At 60.1% G+C, this 24,023-nt stretch carries 19 protein-coding genes; 12 read left to right on the top strand and 7 right to left on the bottom strand.

Annotated features, from left to right (window positions below; translation table 11 throughout):
- Positions 1-49: 49 nt before the first annotated feature.
- The 6 genes from GOV79_RS14600 to GOV79_RS14575 all read right to left on the bottom strand — a co-directional run bounded on the left by GOV79_RS14600 (position 50) and on the right by GOV79_RS14575 (position 7,231).
- Positions 50-1,354, bottom strand: a complete 1,305-nt coding sequence (locus tag GOV79_RS14600) for an NAD(P)/FAD-dependent oxidoreductase (protein ID WP_170790334.1) — start codon at positions 1,352-1,354, stop codon at positions 50-52.
- Positions 1,351-2,025 (bottom strand): TetR/AcrR family transcriptional regulator, encoded by a 675-nt coding sequence (locus GOV79_RS14595; protein WP_170790333.1) that lies wholly within the window; start codon positions 2,023-2,025, stop codon positions 1,351-1,353. Before GOV79_RS14595 ends, GOV79_RS14600 begins: the two co-directional genes overlap by 4 nt.
- Positions 2,026-3,576: a trimethylamine methyltransferase family protein gene (locus GOV79_RS14590; protein ID WP_170790332.1), complete on the bottom strand. Its 1,551-nt coding sequence runs from the start codon at positions 3,574-3,576 to the stop codon at positions 2,026-2,028.
- Positions 3,577-3,578: 2 nt separating this feature from the next.
- Complete coding sequence (locus GOV79_RS14585; RefSeq protein WP_170790331.1) at positions 3,579-5,981, bottom strand: GcvT family protein; 2,403 nt, start codon at positions 5,979-5,981, stop codon at positions 3,579-3,581.
- 111 nt (positions 5,982-6,092) lie between these two features.
- On the bottom strand, positions 6,093-6,722 hold the full coding sequence (locus GOV79_RS14580) for a glutathione S-transferase family protein (RefSeq protein WP_170790330.1): 630 nt from the start codon (positions 6,720-6,722) through the stop codon (positions 6,093-6,095).
- A gap of 11 nt (positions 6,723-6,733) precedes the next feature.
- On the bottom strand, positions 6,734-7,231 hold the full coding sequence (locus GOV79_RS14575; RefSeq protein ID WP_331252079.1) for a class I SAM-dependent methyltransferase: 498 nt from the start codon (positions 7,229-7,231) through the stop codon (positions 6,734-6,736).
- Positions 7,232-7,464: 233 nt separating this feature from the next.
- On the opposite strand from GOV79_RS14575, the gene GOV79_RS14570 reads away from it, so the two are divergent.
- From GOV79_RS14570 to GOV79_RS14550, 5 genes are read left to right on the top strand one after another with little or no spacing between them, the layout of a single operon-like run.
- Entirely contained in the window at positions 7,465-9,237 is a 1,773-nt protein-coding gene (locus GOV79_RS14570; protein ID WP_170769883.1) for an ABC transporter ATP-binding protein, read from the top strand.
- Entirely contained in the window at positions 9,230-11,140 is a 1,911-nt protein-coding gene (locus tag GOV79_RS14565) for an ABC transporter substrate-binding protein (protein ID WP_170769882.1), read from the top strand. Before GOV79_RS14570 ends, GOV79_RS14565 begins: the two co-directional genes overlap by 8 nt.
- 13 nt (positions 11,141-11,153) lie before the next feature.
- Complete coding sequence (locus GOV79_RS14560) at positions 11,154-12,182, top strand: ABC transporter permease (RefSeq protein WP_170790328.1); 1,029 nt, start codon at positions 11,154-11,156, stop codon at positions 12,180-12,182.
- On the top strand, positions 12,179-13,333 hold the full coding sequence (locus tag GOV79_RS14555) for an ABC transporter permease (RefSeq protein ID WP_170769880.1): 1,155 nt from the start codon (positions 12,179-12,181) through the stop codon (positions 13,331-13,333). Before GOV79_RS14560 ends, GOV79_RS14555 begins: the two co-directional genes overlap by 4 nt.
- Positions 13,330-14,685: a CoA transferase gene (locus GOV79_RS14550; protein WP_170790327.1), complete on the top strand. Its 1,356-nt coding sequence runs from the start codon at positions 13,330-13,332 to the stop codon at positions 14,683-14,685. Before GOV79_RS14555 ends, GOV79_RS14550 begins: the two co-directional genes overlap by 4 nt.
- An 88-nt stretch (positions 14,686-14,773) precedes the next feature.
- On the opposite strand, the gene GOV79_RS14545 is transcribed toward GOV79_RS14550, so the two are convergent.
- Positions 14,774-17,146 carry a mechanosensitive ion channel domain-containing protein gene (locus GOV79_RS14545; protein WP_170790326.1) on the bottom strand — a complete coding sequence of 791 codons (2,373 nt, stop codon included), beginning with the start codon at positions 17,144-17,146 and terminating at the stop codon, positions 14,774-14,776.
- 367 nt (positions 17,147-17,513) lie between these two features.
- Between GOV79_RS14545 and GOV79_RS14540 the strand changes: the two genes are divergently transcribed.
- From GOV79_RS14540 to GOV79_RS14510, 7 genes are read left to right on the top strand one after another with little or no spacing between them, the layout of a single operon-like run.
- The gene (locus tag GOV79_RS14540; RefSeq protein ID WP_170790325.1) at positions 17,514-18,728 is read left to right on the top strand and encodes a glycosyltransferase family protein; all 1,215 of its coding nucleotides are present in this window, start codon (positions 17,514-17,516) and stop codon (positions 18,726-18,728) included.
- Positions 18,725-19,972 (top strand): glycosyltransferase, encoded by a 1,248-nt coding sequence (locus GOV79_RS14535; protein ID WP_170790324.1) that lies wholly within the window; start codon positions 18,725-18,727, stop codon positions 19,970-19,972. Before GOV79_RS14540 ends, GOV79_RS14535 begins: the two co-directional genes overlap by 4 nt.
- Positions 19,972-21,048: a glycosyltransferase family 4 protein gene (locus GOV79_RS14530; protein WP_170790323.1), complete on the top strand. Its 1,077-nt coding sequence runs from the start codon at positions 19,972-19,974 to the stop codon at positions 21,046-21,048. The genes GOV79_RS14535 and GOV79_RS14530 overlap by 1 nt, the downstream gene beginning before the upstream one ends.
- Entirely contained in the window at positions 21,045-21,629 is a 585-nt protein-coding gene (locus tag GOV79_RS14525) for a histidine phosphatase family protein (protein ID WP_170790322.1), read from the top strand. Before GOV79_RS14530 ends, GOV79_RS14525 begins: the two co-directional genes overlap by 4 nt.
- The gene (locus GOV79_RS14520; protein WP_170790321.1) at positions 21,626-22,768 is read left to right on the top strand and encodes a glycosyltransferase family protein; all 1,143 of its coding nucleotides are present in this window, start codon (positions 21,626-21,628) and stop codon (positions 22,766-22,768) included. The genes GOV79_RS14525 and GOV79_RS14520 overlap by 4 nt, the downstream gene beginning before the upstream one ends.
- Positions 22,765-23,532, top strand: coding sequence for a polysaccharide deacetylase family protein (locus tag GOV79_RS14515; RefSeq protein WP_170790320.1), 768 nt, complete (start codon positions 22,765-22,767; stop codon positions 23,530-23,532). The genes GOV79_RS14520 and GOV79_RS14515 overlap by 4 nt, the downstream gene beginning before the upstream one ends.
- Entirely contained in the window at positions 23,529-24,005 is a 477-nt protein-coding gene (locus GOV79_RS14510; protein WP_170790319.1) for a class I SAM-dependent methyltransferase, read from the top strand. The genes GOV79_RS14515 and GOV79_RS14510 overlap by 4 nt, the downstream gene beginning before the upstream one ends.
- The last annotated feature ends 18 nt before the right edge of the window (positions 24,006-24,023 follow it).

Here is a 24,023-nt window from a genome sequence, read left to right as displayed (position 1 = left end):
GCTCCGTCCCATTCTGCTCCCGGAATTCTAGAGCGATTCAGCCTGACGGCTAGCCCAGAACCGAAAAACTGCTTTCTTCGTTAATGGGGCGCTTGCGGGAATAGAACCCCACATCGATGGTCCGCTTGATATAGGGCAGTTCGAATTGCAGCGGTTGCGCATCGTGATCTGCACCGCCCTCGCAATAGTTGATCAGCGCGGCCATCATCTTGCCGGCAATTGGCGCGTTCTTGTACTGGTTCCCGCTGGTCCCGCAGGCCATGTAGAACCCCGGCAGGCTGGATTTGTCGTAGATCGGAATCCAGTCGGTCGACGCATCATACAAGTCCACCACTCCGCGCGTTTTCGAGGGAAGGCCGAGGCTGGGCACCCGTTGTGCATAGCGCATCGCCTGAGTGGTCCACTGATCGGTGAAGTCGCGGTTGTAGTGCACATCATCCTCGCACCACTGATGCGGATCGCATTCGGGATCTTCCGAGCCAACAAGGATGTGGTTGCCATGTTCCGGCCGACAGTAAAGCGCGATATCGCTGTCCGACACGATGGTGCCGTCATTTTCGAAATCAAACCCTTCGGGCGCGGGGACGTGCACCACCTCTTGCCGCAGGGGGCGGGTTTCGATGGTCATGTCATCCAGTACACCCGCCATACCGTTGATGATGGCCGAGCCCGGCCCAGCCACATTCACCACCACCTTGGCACGGATTTCCTCACCGGAGGCCAGCTTGACCCCAGCCACGCGCCCGCCCTCGGTCAGAATCTCGACCACTTCGGCCCCGGTGCGTACTTCGGCCCCGTTCAATTTGGCCGCGTCCATCAGGTTCTGCGCCGATAGTGCCGGGTCGGTGACGTAGCCCGCTTGCGGCCAGAACACCGCGCCCTGCATCTTGCCCCCGTTGGGTTGGCCAAATTCCGGGTCATCCATGCGTTTGGGCGGTGTGAAACTGTCCAGCGAATAGACAGGCAAGCGCTCGGTGATCTGCTCAGGCGACCATTCCTCAAAAGGGCAATCCAGATCAGCGCTGTTTTTCATATGCTTGTCCAGCATCCCGTTGGCATCGGTCTTCATCACCAGACACCCCGTCTCGCGGAACTGCGCCAGATTGGCATCAGCGGGCAGGCCCAGATAGGCAGCCCAGTCGCGCCAATAGTGATACCCCTCCCACGCGAACGCGGTGCCGTCGAACGTCGAGTAGTGCATTCGAATGATGGCGCAGGACCCAGCAGTGGACCCATGCCCGACCTGAGCGTTGCGGTCCAGTGACAGGGTTTTCCATCCTGCCTTGGCCATCTCGAATGCGACGGCAGACCCGATCACTCCGGTGCCGATGATGATTGCGTCAGGTTGGCTCATGACGTGTTCTTCTCCCAGTAAAACCGCGAATAGGCGCTGAACTCCTCGATCTCTTCGTCGAGCGGTTCAACACCAGTGAAAACAAACAGGTAGTGAGAGACCAGCGACAGCCGCAGCGACATCGGCTCATTCAACTGCGCCAGATCGTAGCCAATCTGCATGTAGTAGAGCACGCGCGCCCGCGTCTCCGCCTCGGTCTCATCATAGTCATAGCGGATGAACATTGCCCGCAGCGCCGCCAGCCGCCGTGCATCCGACTGATCCAGCATTCGCCGTACCTTGCCCGACCGCCGCGCCCAGTCGCGCACAGCAAAGTCCAGCGCGGTATCGAAGAGTTCAGAGTTCACGACACAACGCTGCACATTGCAAACAGCGGCGGTGATCGTTGCGGCAGGGAGTTCGGATTGGGCGATCAGGGCCGCCGTATTGGTCGCCTGCCATTTGGCGAGCAACGCATCCAACAGCTCCTGCCGGGACTTGAAATACCAATAGAAAGACGACCGCGACACGGCCATACGCTCGGCCAGGTTCATCACCTTGACCTGCTCGACCCCGTCCGAGATCAGCACGTCCATCGCGACATTCAGCCAGTCGTCCCGCGTGACCTTGATATTGCCGACCAAAGGTTCGGCGTCCGGATCATCACGGTGAAGAATGGGTTTGGTGTTCATTCAACTCTCCGGTGGAGCGCCGCCCTCGGCGGTTCGGCGCGCGATGAAATCCTGCAGGGCACCCAGCCTATCGTTATCGCTTCTGGGGGGTTGGAAGTCACTCAGGATACCCTTCCATACACCCGTTGCGCGGTGATTGGCATCGACCGAACCACGCTCGGTCCACGTCCCGAAATTGGCGTAGTCATGGACGTGGGGCTGATAGAATTCGGTGTTGTACCGTTCCATTGTCTGAGTTGAGGCAAAGAAATGCCCGCTGGGGTCGACCTCGCTCAGCGCGGTGTCAAAACCGATCTCGGCAGTGCCGGCCTGCGCGCCAGCGCAAAGTTCAGCCACCATGTTCAACACCTCGGCGTCACAGATCAGCTTTTCGAATGAGACGGACAGTCCCCCCTCAAGCCAACCAGCCGAGTGGATAATCACGGTGGCCCCGGCCATCAGACAGCCCCACAGGCCAAACTGGTTCTCATTCGCCGCCTGCACATCGTTAATGTTCGAGGCCGATCCTGCAGCGGATCGCCATGGCAAGCCCAAATGCCGCGCCAGTTGCCCTGCAGCCAGTGACGCTTGAAAATGCGAGGGCGTTCCGAAAGCAGGCGCGCCCGATTTCATGTCCACGTTACTGGTGAACGTGCCATAGCACACCGGCGCGCCCTGATTGGTTAGTTGGGTCAAGGTCAGGGCCGCCAGAGCCTCGGCATGGGACAGTGTGATCGCGCCCGCCACGGTGATCGGGGCCATTGCTCCCATCAGGGTAAAAGGCGTGATAATCGACATCTGCCCATGCCGCGCAAAATCGATCAGCCCCTGTGCCATGGGGATATCCAGCGTGCGCGGGCTGTTGGTATTGATGATCGTGTAACAATGCGGGTTTGTACGGAATTCGTCATCGCTTAGCCCCCGCGCGGTCGAGAGCATTTCGAAACAATCCATCACCTGCGGCGTTCCGCGCGAGAAGAAGAAGGGGAACTTGTCTGTCAGTTCCATTTGCGCCTGCGTGGTGAAATAGTGCCGCAAATTGGTCGGCACATCCTGCGGCTCTACCTGGGGTGAGATCATCTGGAACACATCGAAATGATGCGTCAGCTTCAGGAAATCCAGATAATCCTGCCCCGTCGCAGGACGGCGACCCCTTTCCAGATCGGTGGCGTTTGGCGCCCCCGCCCCTGGCTGAAACACCAATGAGCCCAGCTCCAGCGTGAAATCGCGACCACGTGACCCGGCACGGCAGGCAATCGACTTGGGGGCCGAGGCGACGGCGGCCTCAACCATGTCGCGACCGATAAAAACCATTTCACTGCCTTCATCCACGCGCGCTCCAGCAGCGGCATAGATACGACGTGCCTCCGGCAGCAGGACCTTGACCCCAAGTTCTTGCAGGATGCGCAGCGCAGTGTTGTGAATGTCCGCGATCTGATCTGCAGGGAACACTTCCATCTGCGGAAAGGGATTTCTGAGCTGGCGGTAGTTGACGTCGCGACTGGGCGGTGGCGCGGTGTCCCCACCGCGTCCACGCCGTCTTCGGCCCCGTTCAGACGTTTGCGCGTTCATGTTCAACCCCGCATCGCTTTGCCCTGCGGATCGTAGGGCGAAGCAGAAATGACCCGCGCGGGACGCTCGACGCCAACCACATGCACGGACAACTCGGTCCCCGGCTCGGCCTTGTCGCGGTTAACCAGGGCCATCGCCAAGGATTTGCCGGTGTAGTGCCCGTAGCCGCCCGAGGTCACAAAGCCCACCCGCTCATCACTCGACCAGATCGGTTCATACCCGCTGGCATCCGCATCCAGCGCATCGACCTCTAGCGTGACCTGAACCTGCGCTGGTCCGTTGCCGTCGCGTTCGGCCATGGCGGCCTCTTTGCCCACAAAGGATTTGTCCCAGTCGATCCAACGATCCATCCCGGTCATGCCCGGCGTGTACGCCTGAGTAAATTCAGCCGACCAGATCCCAAAGCTTTTCTCAAGTCGCGTAGACAGCATCGCGTTAAAACCGCATTCGCGGATGCCTTCGTCAGCCCCGGCCTCAAGCAAAATTCGGCGCAGTTTGATGTGATCACCATAGCGGCAATTGATCTCATAGCCTTTCTCGCCCGTCACCGACATGCGGGCCACGCGCGCGCGGACCAGACCGATGTCGAAATCCCCACAGCCCATGAAAGGAAGGCTTGCGATATCCTGCTCGGCCAGTTTTTCGACCACCGCCTGCGACTTCGGTCCAACCACGGCGAATCCGCAATATTCCTCACCAAGATCGCGGACCGAGACACCGTCAATCATGTGGTCATCGAACCAGCGCATGTGCCAGGCCCGCAGGTAGTAGCTACCCATGATCCACCACGTTCCGTCGCCCCAGTTAAGGACAGTCAGATCGCCTTTGAGCCGCCCGTTCTCGCCCAGCATCGGGGCAAGCTTGGCACACCCCGGCGCAGGCAGTTTCGAAGCCATGACCTTGTCCAGCCAAAGCTGCGCATTGGGGCCGCTGACCTCGAAACGCGAAAAGCCGGAAATATCCAAAAGACCCGCACCTTCGCGGATCACCTTGCATTCCTCGGCCACAATGTCATGCGCGTTTGACCGTTTGAGCGTCGGCGTTTCCTCGAACCCTTTCGGCGCGAAATAGAGCGGCACCTCAAGATCCCAACTGACGCCCCACTTGCACCCGGCCTCGGTCATCGCGTCGTGCGCGGGGGCCATTTTCAGCGGGCGGCCTGCGGGCAGTTGCTCGTTCGGATAGGTCATCACGAAGCGGCGCGAATAGAACTGCCCCGTGGTTTCGCGGATATACCGCTTGTTCTGCGCAAAATCCCCGAAACGCGCCACATCCATCGGCCACGCATCCGCCTCGGGCTCGCCATGGATCATCCACTCGGCCAGTGTTTTGCCAACGCCGCCGCCCTGCAAGAACCCGGCCATCACCGCACAGGCCGACCAATAGCCGCGCTTGCCGGGCACCGGCCCGACCAGAGGGTTGCCATCCGGCGCAAAGGTAAACGCGCCGTTCACCCAGGTCTTGATGCCCACATTCTGGATCGACGGATACCGCTCAAAGCCCAGCGTCAGCTCATTCTCGATCCGATCCAGCTGTTCCTGAAACAGTTCCTCGCCATAGTTCCACGGCGCGCCATCCATCGCCCAGTGTTCATGCTCAACTTCATAAATACCGACCAGAACGCCTTTCTGGTCCTGCCGCATATAGGTGAACCCTTCTAGGTCCACGGTCATCGGCATCTCGAAATCCGCTTGCGCGACCTCGGGCACCGTGTCGGTGATTAGATAGTGGTGCTTGAGCGGCGAGACCGGCAATTCGACCCCGGCCATACGTCCCACCTGCTTGGCCCACAGACCCGCTGCGTTGACCACATGCTCGCAGGAGATGGTGCCTTTGTCGGTGACAACTAACCAACCATCGACCGTCTGCGTCAGGCTTTCGACCTTGGTTTCCTCGTAATATTCCGCACCGCGCTTTTTGGCTGCTGTCGCATAGGCCTGCACCGTGCCGGTTGTGTCGATATATCCCTCGCGATCAGCCCACATTGCGCCCAACACGCCCTCGGTCGACATGATCGGACAACGCCTCTGCGCCTCTTCCGGGGTCAGCAACTCGCAATCATCAATGCCGATGGACTGGAAGATGCGGTAATTGGCCTGCAACCACTCCCAACGCTCGGGTGTACCAGCCAAAGTCAGACCACCAGTCATGTGCAGGCCGATATTCTGGCCGGATTCTTTCTCGATCTCGCTCAGCAGGTCGATTGTATAGGCTTGCAACGCCGCCATGTTGGGATCGGCGTTCAACGCATGGATACCGCCCGCCGCATGCCAAGACGACCCCGAGGCCAACCGCCGCCGCTCCAGCATAACCACATCCGACCAGCCAAACTTGGCCAGATGATACAATACAGACGCCCCCACGACGCCGCCCCCAATGACCACTACGCGATACTGAGATTTCATCTTGCCCTCCCCTGCATGGCTCGCGGGGAACGCTAGACGCACTGTTCATATCTGTCTAGACATTTCTGTACAGTTCTGAACTTTAGAACGCGTCTCGGGGTTCAATGGGCCTTAAAGCTGGGCGCTGTGGCGGCCGGCGACCTTATCGAACCACGCAAGCGTCGCCGAATTTTCCTGCGGGATCCGCATCTTGATCACCCGAGCGAAATCCACAAACACAAAGGTCGAGATATCGGCCAGCGTAAACTCTGGCCCAGCCACATTGGCACTGTCTGTCAGCCGATTTTCAAGCATCGCAAAGAACCGTTCCACCCGCTCGACCCCGCGCTGCGCCAGCTCAGGAATTTGGGCATAGTTTGCAGGACCGGGAATCGCTCGTCCTTCGAAAGCTGGATGCGCGTTGCGCAGCGCCTCGGCCACAGGGGCACCGCCTTGCTGTTCGACGATGCTGTTCCACATCAAAACCAACCCTTTTTCATCCGGGGTACGCCCCATCAGCGGCGGTTCTGGGAACTGTGCCTCAAGATAGGCCGCGATTCCGAGGTTTTCGGTCAATACCGTCCCTTCATACGTCACCAGCACGGGCAGCGTGGCATTGGGGTTGATCGCACGGAAGTCCTCAGCCAGCTGTTCCCCCTTTGCGATCGAGATATCGCGGGTCTCAATCTCCAGCCCTTTTTCAGCAATGAACATCCGCGCGCGGCGTGGGTTCGGGGCAGTCGAGCAATCGTAGAATAGCATTAGAGCCCCCTTCAGCGGCGATAAATGAAACAACGCCCTTCAACTGCTCCGTCTGGCAGGGGCAGTTCAGTCAGCCCATCGAAATACATCCGATCGCTGGAGACCATCAATCCGCCCTCGGCTAGAAGCGGCTCGATCAACGGGGACACGAACCGGGCAAAAGCGTCGTTCTTTTCGCGGTTATGCCCGCCCAGATCGGCATGGATCAAACTGGCCGTAGCGCCGAATCGATCCAGCGATGCGGGCAACGTCTCGCGCACATCGCCCAGAATCACCAGATCTTCCGGCGGGGTCGAATCCGGGTGCGAGGCCACGGCGCGTTCGAACACATAGACCGGGCGGTTCCGCACATACTGCACCATGTGGTGATAAGTACGGCCATTACCCAGGCCCAGCTCGAAAACCGGCCCGTCCATCCCCTGCGTTTGAGCGATGGCATAGTCCAGACAGGCCCGTTGCGAGACCATGCGGTCAATGAACAGATCGAGGCGGCTTTGGGGATCGGGCACGGGAAAATCTCTCCTTGATAGTTGCCGAAGCTTAATCAGGCATCGACGCCGCCTGTGATGACAAATCCTCAAGGGTTTGTGTAGGCAATTTCGCCTCAGTTTCATATTCCCGCGACATTTCAGCCCAAGAACGGGTTTGACTAATCAGGCCCAACCGCGCGAAACTGCGACAAAAAACACGGGGAGTTGATCAAGCCTATGCCGAGTGACGGCCGAACGGGTGGGAAACCCGCATGACTGCGTTGTTGTCTGTCAGGGACCTCAGCATCGGCTTCGGTGCGGGTGAGGCCGTGGTTCAGGGCGTCAGTTTCGACGTCGAGGCCGGGCAGACTTTGGCGTTGGTGGGCGAGTCCGGGTCTGGAAAAACCATCTCGTGCCGCGCGGCGCTTCGCATCCTGCCGCGCACGGCCCAGATACGCAGCGGCACCATTACTCTGAATGATTCCAAAGGATTGGAAGACCTGACGGCAATCAGTGAGCGCCAGATGCGTGACATTCGCGGCAATCGGGTCTCGATGATTTTTCAGGAACCGATGCGGTCGCTGTCGCCCTTGCACAAGATCGGCAATCAGGTCAGCGAGGTTCTGTGGCTGCATCGCGGCGCGTCCGAGGCGCAGGCCCGCAAAGAAGTTCTGACCCAGTTCGAACGCGTGGGCTTTCCTGACCCCCAGCGCGCCTATGATTCTTACCCGTTCGAGCTGTCCGGCGGCATGCGCCAACGTGCGATGATTGCCATGGCAATGGTTGCCAAGCCGGAACTGCTGATCGCGGATGAGCCAACCACCGCGCTGGATGTCACCACGCAGGCGCAGGTTTTGGGGTTGATCAAAGAGTTGCAGCGCGAGACGGGCATGGCGCTGATCCTTGTGACCCACGACCTGGGCGTCGTTGCCAATATGGCCGAACAAGTGGTCGTTATGCACAAGGGTAGGGTGATGGAATCCGGGGCGGCCGCGCCTATTTTGACCACACCTGCGCATCCCTACACCCAGCAATTGTTCAACGCCGCGCCCCAGATTCCCGACAAGGAAGCTGTTGGCATTCCGATGCCCGGCGAGGACCTAATCCTGCAAATGAACAGTGTCTCCAAAACCTATACCATGCGCTCCAGCAAAGGGTGGCAAGGTGACCGGCTGATCCATGCCTGTCGCGGTGTTGATCTGAATCTGGCACGTGGCAAGACACTGGCCATTGTCGGCGAAAGCGGATCAGGCAAAACCACGGCCGCCCGCATTGCGCTCGGGGCCGAGCCCCCCGATCCGGGCGGAGAGGTTCTGTTTCGCACCGCGCCCGACGCCGACCCGATCACGGTTCACCACATGACCCGCGCCCAGCGCACTGCGTTTCAGCGCAAGGCGCAGATGGTGTTTCAGGACCCCTACAGCTCGCTCAGCCCGCGGATGCGCATTCAGGACGCGATGACCGAGCCGTTGGAGATCCACAAGATCGGCTCGCCCGCTGAACAACGGGACAAAGCGGCCGAGATGCTGCAACGGGTCGGGCTGAACGCCGACATGCTGAAACGCTATCCTCACGCGTTTTCAGGCGGTCAGCGACAGCGCCTTTCCATCGCACGGGCGATGATGTTGGACCCACAGCTGATTGTCTGTGACGAGCCGACCTCGGCTTTGGATGTCTCGGTGCAGGAACAGATCCTGACGCTGCTGGAAAACCTGCAAGACAGCTTGAAACTGTCCTATTTCTTTATCTCGCACGACCTTGCCGTCGTGGCGCGCATCGCAGACGAAGTTGCAGTGATGCGCCGGGGCCTTGTGGTGGAACAAGCCCCGCCCGAGACACTGTTCTACAACCCGCACCACCCCTACACAAAGGCGCTGATCGCCGCACAACCGGAACCCGACATCAACCGGCCCATCGACCTGAATTTGGTTGCTTTGGGCGCCGGTTCGCCCGACAGTTGGGATGACGCCTTCCGATTTACCGACTCCGTGATACCTTCATTGGTGGAAATGGAGCCCGGCCATAAGGTACGATGCCATGTTTAAGACCACTCGCCCCCTGATCCTGGCAGCCGCAATGTCGGCGCTGTGGTTTCTGCCCGCCACGGCAGAGACCCCCACCCCTCAGGAAAGCGCGTTCTGGGAAGACGAAGTGGCCGCCGGAAACATGCCTCCCGTCGCAGAACGCCTACCGGCTGAGCCGCTGGTGGTCGATCTGGCCGCCAAGGGGCGTGAGTTCGGAACGCCGGGCGGCACGTTGCGCACCATGGTGACGCGATCCAAGGACATTCGGCAGATGGTGGTCTATGGCTATGCCCGCCTGGTCGGTTTTGACGAAGATTACGAAATTGTCCCTGATCTGCTGGAATCCTTCACCAATGAAGACAACCGCAAATTCACCCTGAACCTGCGCGAAGGCCACAAATGGTCCGATGGGTCGCCCTTTACGTCCGAAGATTTTCGATACTGGTGGGAGGACGTAGCCAATAACGAATTGCTCAGCCCGTCGGGGCCGCCGGATTTCCTGATTGTCGAAGGCAAGAGCCCGACCGTCACTTTCCCTGATGAAACGACCATCGTGTTCGAATGGGCCGACCCGAACCCTGATTTCCTGCAATCACTGGCACAGGCGCGCCCGCCGTTCATCTACCGCCCATCCGCGTTTCTGAAACAATATCACGAGAGCTTCGCTGACGCCGATGAGCTGGCCTTTCAGGTCGAAGACGCCCGGGTCAAAAGCTGGGCGGCGCTACATAACAAGCTGGATAACCTCTATAAGTTCGACAATCACGAGTTGCCGACGCTGCAACCTTGGCTGAATGCCAGCTCGGGCAAAAAGATCCGGCACAACTTTGTCCGCAACCCCTATTACCACCGCATCGACAGCAAAGGTGTGCAACTACCCTATATCGACGTGGTCGAGATGGAGATCGTGGCACCTGGTCTGGTCGCCGCCAAGACCAATGCGGGCGAGACCGATTTGCAAGGGCGTGGGCTGGCGTTCCGGGACGCCTCGATCCTGAAAAAGGGTGAAGCCGGGGGGAATTACAAAACCCTGCTGTGGAAAACCGGTGTTGCCTCGCAGATTGCGATCTATCCCAACCTGAACTTTGCCGATGACGGATGGCGAGAGGTTCTGCGCGACGTGCGTGTGCGTCGCGCGCTGTCGCTGGCCATTGACCGCAAGACGATCAATCAGGCGCTGTACTTCAAACTGGCGCAACCGGGCGCGATGTCGGTTTTGCCTGCCTCACCCTTCTATGACGAGGAAAACGCCAAGGCCTGGGCGCAATATGACATCGAAACCGCAAACGCTTTGCTGGACGAAGCTGGCCTGAATCAGCGCGACAAGGATGGTATTCGTTTGCTACCCGATGGCCGCCCGATGGAGCTGATCATTGAAACCGCCGGTGAGCGGCAAGAGGTCGAGAACGCCTTGCAGATCGTTACCGACACATGGCGCGAGATAGGCGTCGATCTGGTGATGCGCCCGCTGGACCGGGACATCCTGCGGAACCGGGTGTTTGCGGGGAATACCATGGCCTCGGTCTGGTTTGGCTGGGATGACGGTATCCCGCAGGCCCACACCTCACCCGCCTATCTGGCACCCACCGATCAGGTGTTTCTGGCCTGGCCTAAATGGGGGCAGTATTACCAGACCGGCGGCGATGTCGGCGAAGCGCCCGATATGCCCGAGGCCGAGCGCCTGATGGAACTTGCCCATGACTGGGAAATCGCCACATCGGATGACGAACGCAAGGCCGTCTGGTCCGAGATGCTGAAGATCCACGCCGATCAGCTTTATGCCATCGGCATTCTGAATGGCGCCCCGCAGCCCATCGTTGTGTCCAACCGCCTGCGCAACGTGCCCGAACAGGCCATGTGGGCATGGGAACCCGGCGCGCATTTCGGCATCCATCGCCCTGACGAGTTCTACTTCGCCGACTGACAGGAGCAGCTAAATGGTAATGCTGCGCTACGCGGTGTATCGCTTTTTCACGATGCTGCTGACACTGCTTGTGGTGTCGGTTCTGATCTTCGTGATCATCAACCTGCCGCCTGGCGATTACCTCAGCAACCAAATCGCCGAGCTTCAGGCCTCGGGGCAATCCGCCGGTGTGGCCAAGGCCGAATTCCTGCGGACCGAATACGCGCTGGACCGTCCGATGTGGGAGCAATACCTGATCTGGATGGGCTTCTGGCCCGGCCCCCATGGGTTTGAGGGGCTGATTCAAGGCAATTACGGCTGGTCCTTTGAATTTGACCGCCCGGTGGCCGAGATTGTGGGCGACACACTGTGGCTGACCGTGTTGGTGAACCTTGCCGCAATCCTGTTTGTCTACGCGGTCGCTTTGCCGCTTGGTGTCCTTGCGGCGGCGCGGTCGCGGACGTGGATCGACTATACCTCGGCCTTTGTGGGCTATCTGGGTCTGGCCACGCCGAACTTCCTGCTGGCCCTGATCCTGTTCTACTACGGCCACCAATATTTCAACCTGCCCATCGGCGGGCTCATGGACCCGATTTACGAGGGTGAGCCGATGAGCTGGGACAAGATGAAATCCATACTTCTCCACCTGATTGTGCCAACCTTTGTAATCGGTACCTCGGGCGCCTCGGCGATGATGCAACGGCTGCGCGCGAATATGTTGGACGAGCTGGGTAAACCCTATGTGGAAACCGCCATCGCAAAAGGCATGGCTCCGTCGCGGATGCTGACCAAATATCCGCTGCGCGTGGCCTTCAACCCCTTTGTCGCCGATATCGGCAACCTGCTGCCCTCAATGGTGTCGGGGTCGGTTCTGGTCTCGGTGGTGCTAGGGCTGCAGACCATCGGCCCGACCTTGCTGACCGCGCTGAAGACGCAGGATCAGTTCCTGTCTGCCTTCATCCTGATGTTCGTCGCACTGCTGACGTTGATCGGGACAATGATTTCGGACATCTTGCTGGTCATGTTGGACCCGCGAATTCGGTATGAGGGGCGTGAAGCATGACCAAACGCTCTGACGGTCGCTATGTCGACGATGCCCCCTTCGATCCAGACGCCGCCCTGCAACAGCTCGAGCGAGCTGATCTGGACGCCCCCAACTGGCTGCTGGTCTGGCGCAAATTCCGCACCCACAAACTGGGCTTGATCTCGGGTATCTTCTTGCTGCTGTGCTACCTGATGCTGCCCTTTGCCGGGTTCATTGCCCCCTATGGTGCGAATGAACGCAATGACGAGCATCTTTATGCCCCACCCCAAAGCGTCAACTGGTTCCACGAAGGCGAATTCGTCGGTCCGTTTGTCTACCCGACGGTGATCGAGGCCGACCTTGAGACCTTCCAGTGGAAAGCCGTGACCGACACCAGCGATCCGCGCCCGCTCCAATTCTTCTGTGAAGGGGCCGAGTACAAGCTGGCGGGGCTGATCAAGTCGGACACGCATTTGTTCTGTGCGCCCGAAGGGGCAACGCTGTTCCTGTGGGGGTCCGACCGTCTGGGTCGGGATGTCTTCAGCCGCATTCTTTATGGCGCGCAACTGTCGCTGACCGTGGGCCTGATCGGCATCTCGGTGTCGTTCTTCCTAGGCATCCTGTTCGGGTCGATGGCGGGTTACTTCGGCGGCAAGATCGACTGGGTCATCAACCGCGTCATCGAGATTCTGCGCTCACTGCCCGAACTGCCATTGTGGCTGGCCTTGTCTGCAGCGGTGCCCTCGAACTGGAGCCCAGTGGCAGTGTTCTTCATAATCTCGATCATCCTCGGGATACTCGACTGGCCCGGCCTTGCCCGATCTGTGCGCGCCAAGTTCCTGTCGTTGCGCGAGGAAGAATATGTGCGCGCAGCCGAAATGATGGGTGCAAGCTCGGGCCGTGTGATCCGCAAGCACCTGCTGCCGAACTTCATGTCCCACCTTATTGCCTCGGCCACTCTGTCGATCCCGGCGATGATCCTGGGGGAAACGGCGCTGTCTTTCCTAGGCCTCGGCCTTCGGGCTCCAGCGGTTAGTTGGGGCGTGATGCTGAATGACGCGCAGAACCTCGCTTCGATCGAGATCTACCCGTGGACGGCGATCCCGATGCTGCCGATCATCGTGGTTGTGCTGGCTTTCAACTTCCTTGGCGACGGGCTGCGTGACAGTCTCGACCCCTATCAGCAATGACACTGGTTTCGGCGCTTCCTGACCCGGAAAGCTATCGAGTAATCGGAAGCGGAGCGCGGCCCAGCGCCTTTGCCGTATCTGAACTGGCCACCGCCAGCTTTGCCGCGGTGGGGCAAGAGCTGGCGCGCTTGATGGTGTCCCTGAACCTGACGTCCAGCGCGCCCAACGTCACGGTTGATCACCGGCTGGCTTCACTGTGGTACGGGTTTTCCTTCAAGCCCGAAGGGTGGGAGATGCCGAGCCTCTGGGACGCCATCGCTGGGGATTATCAAGCTTCTGACGGGTGGATCAGGCTACATACCAACCTAGCGCGCCACCGACTGGCCGCATTGAAAGTGCTCAAGGTCGATGCGAACCGTGATGCTGTCGCTCAGGCCCTCAAGACATGGGCTGTCGCCGATCTGGAAACCGCCATCGTGGCCGAGGGCGGCGCCACCGCCGCAATGCGCAGCAGGGCCGAATGGCTGGAGCATCCCCAAGGCCGGGCGGTGTCGCGTGATCCGTTGATCGGCTGGCACAACCCCCGTCAGATCATGCTGCGCGACCGTCCAGAGGCCACGGACAAACGGCCGCTTCAGGGCCTGCGCGTTCTGGACCTGACCCGCGTTCTGGCAGGCCCCATTGCCACCCGCACTCTAGCCGGGGTCGGGGCCGAGGTTTTGCGTATTGATCCGCCCGGCTGGGACGAACCCGGCGTGATCCCGGATGTCTCGCTGGGCAAACACTGTGCCTATCTGGATCTAAAGTCGCCCGCCGGAATGGAGACATTACAGGAATTGCTGTCTCAGGCGGATGTGTTCGTGCATGGCTATCGCCCAGGCGCGCTGGATGCGCTGGGGTTGACGCAAGCGAAACGGGACGCGATTGCGCCCAACCGGGTCGAAGTCACATTGAACGCCTATGGCTGGCAGGGGCCATGGGCGAACCGGCGCGGATTTGACAGCCTTGTGCAGATGAGCGCAGGCATCGCCGATACTGGCCGCATCTGGGCCAAGGCAGACAAGCCGACGCCCCTGCCAGTGCAGGCGCTGGACCACGCAACCGGCTATCTGATGGCCGCCGCCGTGCTGTCTGCTCTGGCCGAGGCCGCCCAAGGTAACTCAATCATGCAGGCCCGCTTGTCCCTTGCCCGAACTGCTGAATTGCTGGCCATTCTCAGCAAGTCCGAAACGTCTGAGGATATCGAAAATGCCAACCCGACCGACTATGCCCGCACGCCCGAGGAATCCGGCTGGGGTGTCGGCCATCGTCTGAAACCGGCCCTGAGGCTGAGCACAACGGAAATGCACTGGCCTCTGCCTGCATCGAAACTGGGCACGTACCAACCCGTCTGGCCAACGCTGAAGCCCTAGCGCATCCGCCGCGCGACACGCGCGGCCCGGCCCAACGCTTTTGGATGCGTTTCGTCAGAAACGAGGCCCAAAGGGGCGGGAGCACGCCCTATCTGTCATCCCCTCCGCCGGGGCCGATATCGTCCAGATAATCTTCGTCTATCGCGGCCTGCACCGCGCCGGTTACCGCCTCGCGCTGTTTCGGTGTCAGGTCTTCGGACGCTTTCTCATCAGCCAGACGCACCGTCACTTCGCGGTGGGCAAAGCGGATGCCTTCACGGGCGAACAGTTCGCGGATTTCCTGATAGACCTTCTTGCGCACCAGCCACTGATCACCCGGCTTGGTCATGAACTTGACGCGGATGATCATTGCGGAATCCTGCATCTCGATCACGCCCTGCGACTTGAGCGGCTGGATGAAATTGTCGCCGATGACCGGGTCGCTCAGCAATTGCTGCCCCAGCTTCTTGATCAGTTTGCGCACCTTCTCGACATCAGTGTCATAAGTTACGCGCAAGGGTAGCTTCATGATCACCCAGTCACGGGAATAGTTGGTCAGCACCTTGATCTCACCAAAAGGAATGGTGTTCAGCGCACCCAGATGATGACGCAGCTGGAACGACCGGACCGATATTTTCTCGACAGTGCCTTTCACATCACCAATGTCGATATATTCCCCTTTGCGGAACGCATCATCCATCAGGAAAAACGCCCCTGAGAAAATATCCCGCACCAGCGTCTGCGATCCAAACCCAACGGCCAGACCCACAACACCCGCGCCCGCAAACAGGGGGCTGACATTGATGCCCATTTCCATCAGCGCGATCAGCGCAATGGTTACGACAACCACCGCCAAGATCGCCCCCCGGAACAGCGGCAGCAGAGTGGCTAGACGGCTTTGCCCGCCTTCGCCACCTTCATCGCCCAGCTCGGCCTCGGCCCCGCCATCGTCAATCTCTTCAGCAATCTTGCTGTCAATCCAGATGCGGAAGAAATGGAACAGGACATAGCCAATGAAGATGATCACCATCACGTCCAGGAAACGCTCGATAGGCAGTTCCTCGCTCCAGCTGGCATCCGGGTTCCAGATGACGACCAGCGCGTAAAGCCCAACCACAAAGGCCAGAATACCAGCCACACGGCGCGCCAGATCCTCGTACGTCACGATGGAATGCGCGCGTTTTTCGGCCAGAGGGGTCTCGATTAACTCCTCCTCGGGCGCATCGGCGTCTTCGGCGTTCATCTCCTCCATCTGACGGTTGCGGTCGAAATACCGCTCAAGCAGATAGTTCATCGCACCGTAAGCGATCACCACCGACATAAAGATGGCATAGCTACTGGCCACGATCGGGATCGAGTTCTGGTTTTCAAGCACCAGATCGACAGCCAGTTTGAACCAGCTGAACACGATATAGACGATCAGCACAGGTGCCCAAGCCAGCGAGATGAAACGCAGGATCCACGACACTTGTTCCTTGGTACGTCCTCCCCGGATGGCATGGGAAATGGCACGCCCATTGAACGCGATCATCAGCAAATTGCCCAACGCACCCAACATGGTCAGGCCGCCATAGACCATGGCATAAACGTTATAGTTCAGCCCGAAATCCGCGACCCAGGTCGAAAACATCACGACCGAGATGTCATAGGTCGCAATCGCCGAAGCCCAGATATAAAGCCGTTTGGCGTCCCGGTCCGAAAACGGCGGCAGGCGGTACTGGCTAAGATAGGGCGACAGCACCATACGCCACAGATCGGACACCGTGCGCGACAGGAAGAAGGCCGCGAATATCGCCGTGACCGTGAACTGGATCGAGATATCTTCGGCCTCGCCGAAAAACAGGAACCCGACGATCAGGGCCATCAGCATGGCAAAGATTGTACCCCCGATCCCCATAAGGAAACGGAACACCAGAAACGGCATTTTTTCGCGGTAGCCCTGCGGATTTTCCTTGGATCGCGCGACCACGATTCCCTTGGCGATGCGCTTGCCGTAGATCTCGGTCGACAGCCACCGCCCCAGCAGCAGGAACAGGATATTCCAGAACAGCACCTCGACATAGGTCTGTATTCGGCCATCGGGGCTGGTTTGGCGCAGGACGTATTTCACCTCGAAAATCGAATAAGGCAGCGCCTCAAGCCGCGACTGCATCGACTCGCGGAATTTCGAAAACCGCTCCTGCGCCTTCATCAATTGCGACCCATCGGCCATCGGGTCGCCTGCGGCGTCCTGATTGGCCTGTGCAGGTGCACCCGACGATACGATTTTCCCCGCACTGTCGATGACGATAACGCTGGCACCAGCCTCGGTTGCTGAGCGGATCGCAGCAGCCAGATCCCCATCTTCCGAGGCCTCGTCGGTGCTGTCCGCACCCGTTGTGTAGCCGGGAATGAGCGATGTTTGCGCTTCAGCTCCGCCTGCAAAAGTCAACGCGATTGCCCAGGTCAACAGCGCAAAAACGGCAAATAATCTTGTTGTCATCGGGTCTTTCATCCACGTCCGCATTTGCCCCGCAGCCTATAGAAGCACAATCCCGTGTTCAAATGCTCAACAGATGTCGAGCCCAGTTCGTCTTTCCACGTGTTCCCACCGCAATAGCGGTGACCGAAGTATTTCCATCGCGATGGAAAGTGAATAAGACCGGGCCGGACAACAATTGAGGTTTTCGACCCGGAACCTGATGTAAAGCAAAGCGACGTTGGGCCATTTCATTGCAACATGTAGCCAAATCGCAATGTTTGTCGGTTTTGACCCGCCGGAACCGCGTTTTTTGCAAGCCGACCGAAAACAAATACGATAGAAGTGCACCCGCGCGGACATGCACCAAGACACGGACACAGGCAAAAGTATGAGCCTTAAAAGAAAACAGAAAATAGCCGGACGTGCGCCCCGTATTCTGTTCTACAGCCACGACACCTTTGGTTTGGGTCATCTGCGCCGCTCGCGTGCTCTGGCCGCTGCGATGACACAGGCGGACCCTTCGGCCTCGGCACTGATCCTGACCGGCTCGCCCGTTGCCGGGCGGTTTACCTTTCCGCGTCGGGTGGATCACGTTCGTCTACCCGGTGTTACAAAACGCGCTGACGGGTCCTATGCCTCACAGACCATGGGCATGGGTATCGAAGAAGTGACCGAACTACGCTCGGGTTTAATCCGAACGTCAGTGCAGCAATTCGATCCGGATGTGCTTATCGTCGACAAGGAACCTACCGGCTTCCGGGGCGAGCTGCTGCCGACCCTTGACTGTCTGATGCAAAGCAGAAGAACCAAAATGGTCCTTGGATTGCGCGACGTTCTGGATGAGCCCGAGGTTCTGGCCGCTGAATGGGATCGTAAAGAGGCGGTCGCTGCAACCGAGGCCTATTATGACGAGGTCTGGGTCTATGGGCTACGCTCGATCTACGACCCGACACGTGGCCTACCGCTGAGCCCCGAGGTGCAATCGCGCATCCATTGGACCGGCTATCTGCGCCGTGATCTTGGCCCCGTGGGCGAACCGCCCGAGCAGCCATATATCCTGATCACCCCCGGAGGGGGCGGCGACGGCAAGGCGATGGTGAACCTTGTTCTGTCGGCATACGAAAAAGACCCCACCCTGTCGCCCCGCGCCGTGCTGGTCTATGGTCCGTTCCTGTCGGGCGAGTTGCGGGACGATTTCGAAACGCGCGTTGCGGCGTTGAACGGTCGCGTGACTGCTGTCGGTTTTGAATCCCAGATTGAAACCCTGTTTGCCGGGGCCGCCGGTGTCGTCTGCATGGGCGGCTACAACACGTTCTGCGAAGTGCTGTCCTTTGACAAACGCGCCGTCATTGTTCCTCGCACGACCCCGCGTCTGGAACAGTGGATTCGCGCCTCGCGCGCAGAAGAGCTGGGGCTGGTGCGGATGCTGGACGAAAGCCGCGATGGCCTGACTCCCGAGGCAATGATTGCAGCCATTCGCGCCCTGCCCGATCAGCCCCTGCCGTCCCAAGCCATTGGCGACGGGCTGTTGGACGGGCTGGACTATGTCACGGACCGCGTTGACTCCCTGCTGAACGGAGAACAGGAACGGGCTATCGGATGACATCTGCGCCTCCTAATCTGGCGGTGCTGGTCAAAGGGTGGCCGCGCCTGTCGGAAACGTTCATCGCTCAGGAACTGGTTGCATTGCAGGATGCGGGCCATCGGTTCGACATCTGGTCACTACGCCATCCCACCGACGTCAAACGCCATCCGCTGCATGACCGGTTCAAAGGTCAGGTGCATTATCTGCCCGAATATCTGTATCAGGAACCCCAACGCGTCTGGGCCGCGCGCCGTGCCGCGCAGGCCCTGCCCGGTTATGCCGAGGCCTACCGGATCTGGCGTGCAGATCTGCGCCGCGACCCGACTCACAACCGCATTCGCCGCTTTGGTCAGGCTTGCGTGCTTGCCGCTGAATTGCCGCAGGACACGCGGGTCATGTATGCGCATTTCATGCACACGCCGTCCTCGGTCGCGCGCTATGCCGCCATCATGCGCGGCCTGCCGTGGAGCTTCTCCGCCCACGCCAAGGATATCTGGACTTCTCCTGATTGGGAAAAAGCTGAAAAGCTTCAGGCCAGCACCCATGGTGCTGCCTTTGGTGCAACCTGCACAGCCATCGGCGCCGCACATCTGCGCGACCTGGCCGACGATCCCAAGCGGGTCGATCTGATCTATCACGGGCTGGACCTGAGTCGTTTTCCGGACCCGCCCGAGCGCACGCAGCGCGCGCCTGACGCGCCGTTTCACATGATCTCGGTCGGGCGGCTGGTCGAGAAAAAGGGCTTTGACCGCCTGATCGACGCCTTCGCGCTGTTGTCCGAGGGTCTGGACTGGCACTGGACGCATATCGGCGGCGGCACGCTGGCCGAAACGCTGGCCGGGCGTGCCGAAGATGCCGGGCTTGCAGGGCGGATCACCTGGAAAGGGGCCTGCGACCAACCCGAAGTTATCGAAGCCATGCGCAAGGCCGATCTCTTCGTCCTGCCCAGCCGCATCGCCGCCGACGGCGACCGGGACGGCCTGCCCAATGTACTAATGGAGGCCGCCTCGCAAAAGCTGCCGATCCTGTCCACACCGGTTTCGGCCATCCCGGAATTCATCGACACCGGAATCCATGGGTTGTTATCCGAGGATGCGCCCGCCGCATTAGCCGCAGCGATCACCCAAATGGCGCAAGACCCTGCTGAGGCGATGCAGATGGCAAGAAACGCCTATGACCGCCTGATCGCCGAATTCCGCATGGATCCCGGCATTGCTTTGCTGTCAAAACGGCTAAACGCATTGGGGGCGGACCGGGGCTGATGGCACGCGTTGCGTTCTACACGCCGATGAAATCCCCCAACAGTCCGGTGCCGTCCGGCGACAGGGAAATGGCGCGCAACCTTTTGGCAGCGATTGGTGCGCAGGGGGACCCGGTCGATCTGGTCTCGCATCTGCGCGTTTTCGACAAAACCGGCGACGCTCAGGTGCAGGATAAGCTGCGCACCGAGGCTGACGCCGAAGCCAAGCGCCTGATCCATACGCTCTCGCCGGATACCGCCCTTTGGGTGACGTATCACAACTATTACAAGGCACCTGACCTGCTGGGCCCGCGTATCAGCCGGGCGCGGAAAATCCCCTATGTGCAACTGGAAAGCACGCGCGCGACCAGCCGTCTAACCGGCCCCTGGGCAGGGTTCGCCCAAGCCGCCCATGAGGCCTGCGATGCGGCACAGGTGATCTTCTACCACACGGCCAACGATCTGATCACACTGGAACGTGAAAGATACGGGTCACAGCAGCTGATCGAATTGCCGCCCTTCCTGCCTCGCGTGGACCTTCCGGGTGCGGCGGTTTGTGAAGGCCCTATGCTGGTCGTCGGGATGATGCGGCACGGGGACAAGCTGGCCTCGTACCAGATTCTGGCACAGGCTCTGGCGTTGCTGGACGGCGCCTGGTCTCTGGATATCGCGGGCGATGGCCCGGCGCGGGCCGAGGTTGAGGCTTTGATGGCGCCTTTTGGGGCGAAAGTTCGGTTTCTGGGCCAATTGGATCGCGCCGATATGCAGGCGCACTATCAAAAGGCGTCGCTGTTGGTCTGGCCTGGTGTGAACGAAGCCTACGGCATGGTTTATCTTGAGGCGCAATCCTGCGGCCTGCCGGTCGTTGCGCAAGACCGTCCGGGCGTGCGCGACGTTCTGGCCCCGTCGGACTACCCAACGGTCGAGGACGGCCCGGCCGGGTTGGCCCATCGGCTGCAAACCCTTTTGGCCAATCCCTTACTGCGCCGAGACATTGGCGCTGCGGCCCAAGCGCATGTTGCCGCGCGCCATCTTCAACCCGCCGCCACCGAACGCTTCTGGCAAACGGTGCGACCCCTGATCGGAGGGCAGAAATGACCCAGCTTGCCTTGCTCCGCCATGGACATACGACATGGAACCGCGCCGGGCGCATCCAAGGGCGCAGCGATATTCCATTGGATGACGCGGCCCGGTCCGAGCTTGCGACTTACGCATTGCCCGAGCCGTGGGATCAGGCGGCGCTCTGGTCCAGCCCCCTGAAACGCGCGCAGGAAACAGCGCGTCTGCTGGCCGGGCGCGACCCTCTGACCGCAGAGGCGCTGACCGAGATGAATTGGGGCGATTGGGAAGGGTTGCGCGGCGTTGATTTACTGGCTGAGCCCGACAGTGGCTATCGACATATCGAAGATTGGGGGTGGGACTTCCGCCCCCCAAACGGCGAAAGTCCGGCCGAAGTTCGCGACCGTCTACGCCCGTGGTTAGGTTGCCTGACGGGCGACACGGTTGCTGTCTGCCATATCGGCATCATGCGGGTCATTCTGGCGCAAGCTTGGTCTTGGGAATTTGATGGACCCGCCCCTTTCAAAATCAAACGGAACCGGCTTTATATCATTGATATGAAGACCATGCGCGCCCAGACCGAACCTCTCCGCCTGATCAAAAGGGATGGCGCGGCATGAAGGTGATGATCGTCGTCACTCATCTGTTGGGCACGGGGCACCTGAGCCGCGCGCTGACATTGGGGCGCGCGTTTGTGCAAGACGGCCATCAGGTTCTGGTGGTAACGGGCGGAATGCCTGCGCCGCAGCTGAATGTGACGGGCATGACCTTGCTGGGTCTGCCGCCGCTGCGCTCGGACGGAACAGATTTCACCCGGCTGCTGACCCAGACCGACGAAGTTGCCGATGTAGCATATCTGGCCGGGCGGCAGGCAGCTCTGGTTGAGGCGGTGCGCAGTTTTGCCCCTGATGTGCTGATAACCGAACTATTTCCGTTTGGCCGACGGTCCCTGAGCGCTGAGTTCATTGCCTTGCTCAAGGCCGCCTCTGCACTGCCCAAACGACCGGTCATTTTGGGCTCGATCCGGGACATCCTTGCGCCGCCCTCAAAACCAAGCAAAGCCACGCGCGCAGAAGAGATCGTGCTGACCACATACGATGGGGTTCTGGTGCATTCTGACTCGCAGATGGTTTCGCTGGACGTAAGCTGGCCAGTGTCAGAGCGGTTGCGCCCAAGGCTGTACTACACCGGGTTTGTCGCCCCGGATGCGGCCCCTCCACACCCCGACGCGTTGGGGCAAGGTGAGGTTCTGGTCAGCGCGGGCGGAGGCTCGGTCGGGCAGCCGATCTTTCGCGCGGCCATCGAGGCCGCCCAAAAGATGACCAACAGGCGCTGGCGCCTGCTGGTTGGGGGGCAGGACGCTCAGGTGCGCATTGCTCAACTGTCGGATTTGGTGGGCATCGCCAATGTCACCGTGGAACCTGTGCGACCCGATTTTCGCCAGATGCTGCGCCACGCCGCAGCCTCGGTCAGCATGTGCGGCTACAATACAGCACTTGATATTCTTCAGGCCGCGACACCTGCGGTCTTTGTCCCGTTCGATGACGGCAATGAGGTCGAACAGACCTTGCGCGCCCAAAGCCTATCGGATCAGCCGGGGGTCGCATTGGTTGCCAGCCACGATCTGAGCGGTGCATCCCTTGCACAGGCTGTAGACCGCGTTCTGAACGCACCCGCGCGGCCCGTTCCCGACCACGGGTTTGACGGCGCGGCCAAATCTGTCGAGATCGCCAAGGCTCTGCTGGAGCGTCGGGGATGAAGGTCGATTGGCACTCTCTGGATGCAGAACTGGCACTGTGGCGGCAAGAGGGATTGTCACTGCCGCTTTGGTGGCGGGATGACGATGCGATCACCACAACCCCGCAATTGGAGCGTCTGACTCAGCTGTCCGACGCGCTTGGGCTGCCTGTTCATCTCGCCGTGATCCCACGGAATGCCGATCACGCTTTGGCCGACTATGTACAGGCATATTCAGCGCTGGTCCCAGTCGTCCACGGCTGGGCGCATCAGAACCATGCTCCGGCGGCCGAAAAGAAAGCCGAATTCCGGCTGCACCGACCCTTGCCCGATATCATGAAAGACGCCAAAGCCGGGCTGGATAGGTTGACCACCCTGTTTGGGCACCGGCTACGGCCGCTATTCGTGCCCCCGTGGAACCGTATCGCGCCCGAAGTAGTGCAGAACTTGCCGACGCTGGGTTTCACAACACTTTCGACCGCGACACCGCGCAAAATCGCGCAAACCGCACCGGGGCTGGATCAGGTGAACACCCATCTAGACCCGATTGACTGGCGCGGCACGCGCGGGCTGATCGCGCCGGATCAGCTTGTCGTCCAGACTGTCGATCTGCTTCGCGACAGGCGTTTGGGACGCGCGGACAACGCCGAACCCTTCGGCTACCTGACCCATCATCTGGTTCATGATGACGACATCTGGACCTTCACCCATGACTTCTTGCGGCGGCTTCTGGATGGGCCCACGACCCTTTGGACTGCCCCCGAGACCTTACGGAGACCTCAATGAGCCGATTGGATTCCATGCTGCGCCGCCTGACTGCCCAGCGCGACGGGCTGAACTGGGCGGTCGCGCAGATAGCGGACCACCCCGGAGACGTTCTGGACATGGGTCTTGGTAATGGCCGGACCTATGACCACCTGCGCGAAATCCTACCCGACCGGCGCATCTGGGTGATGGACCGGGTGCTGCAATGCCACCCCTCCAGCACCCCCCCTGCCGAGGATTTCCTGCAAGGCGAAGCTAAACCCATGCTGGAAAAACTGGCCCAAGGCGGGCCGAAGATCGCCATGGCACACTATGATTTCGGGCGCGGCATCAAGGCCGATGACGTGGCCGAAGCCGCCCGCCTCAGCCCCTTGATCGCGCAGGTCATGTTGCCCGGAGGGCTGCTGATCTCGGGGCAACCACTGGTAGGTTTCGACCAAATCACCGGGCCCGAAACCATCGCGCCAGACCGCTACCTGTTCTATCGCGCCTGATCAGACTGATCTGACGCA

It is taken from the genome of Ruegeria lacuscaerulensis (assembly GCF_013034745.1).
GTDB lineage: Bacteria > Pseudomonadota > Alphaproteobacteria > Rhodobacterales > Rhodobacteraceae > Ruegeria > Ruegeria lacuscaerulensis_B.
The sequence above is the reverse complement of the archived record's forward strand: the minus strand, read 5'-3'. Positions and strand labels throughout refer to the sequence as shown.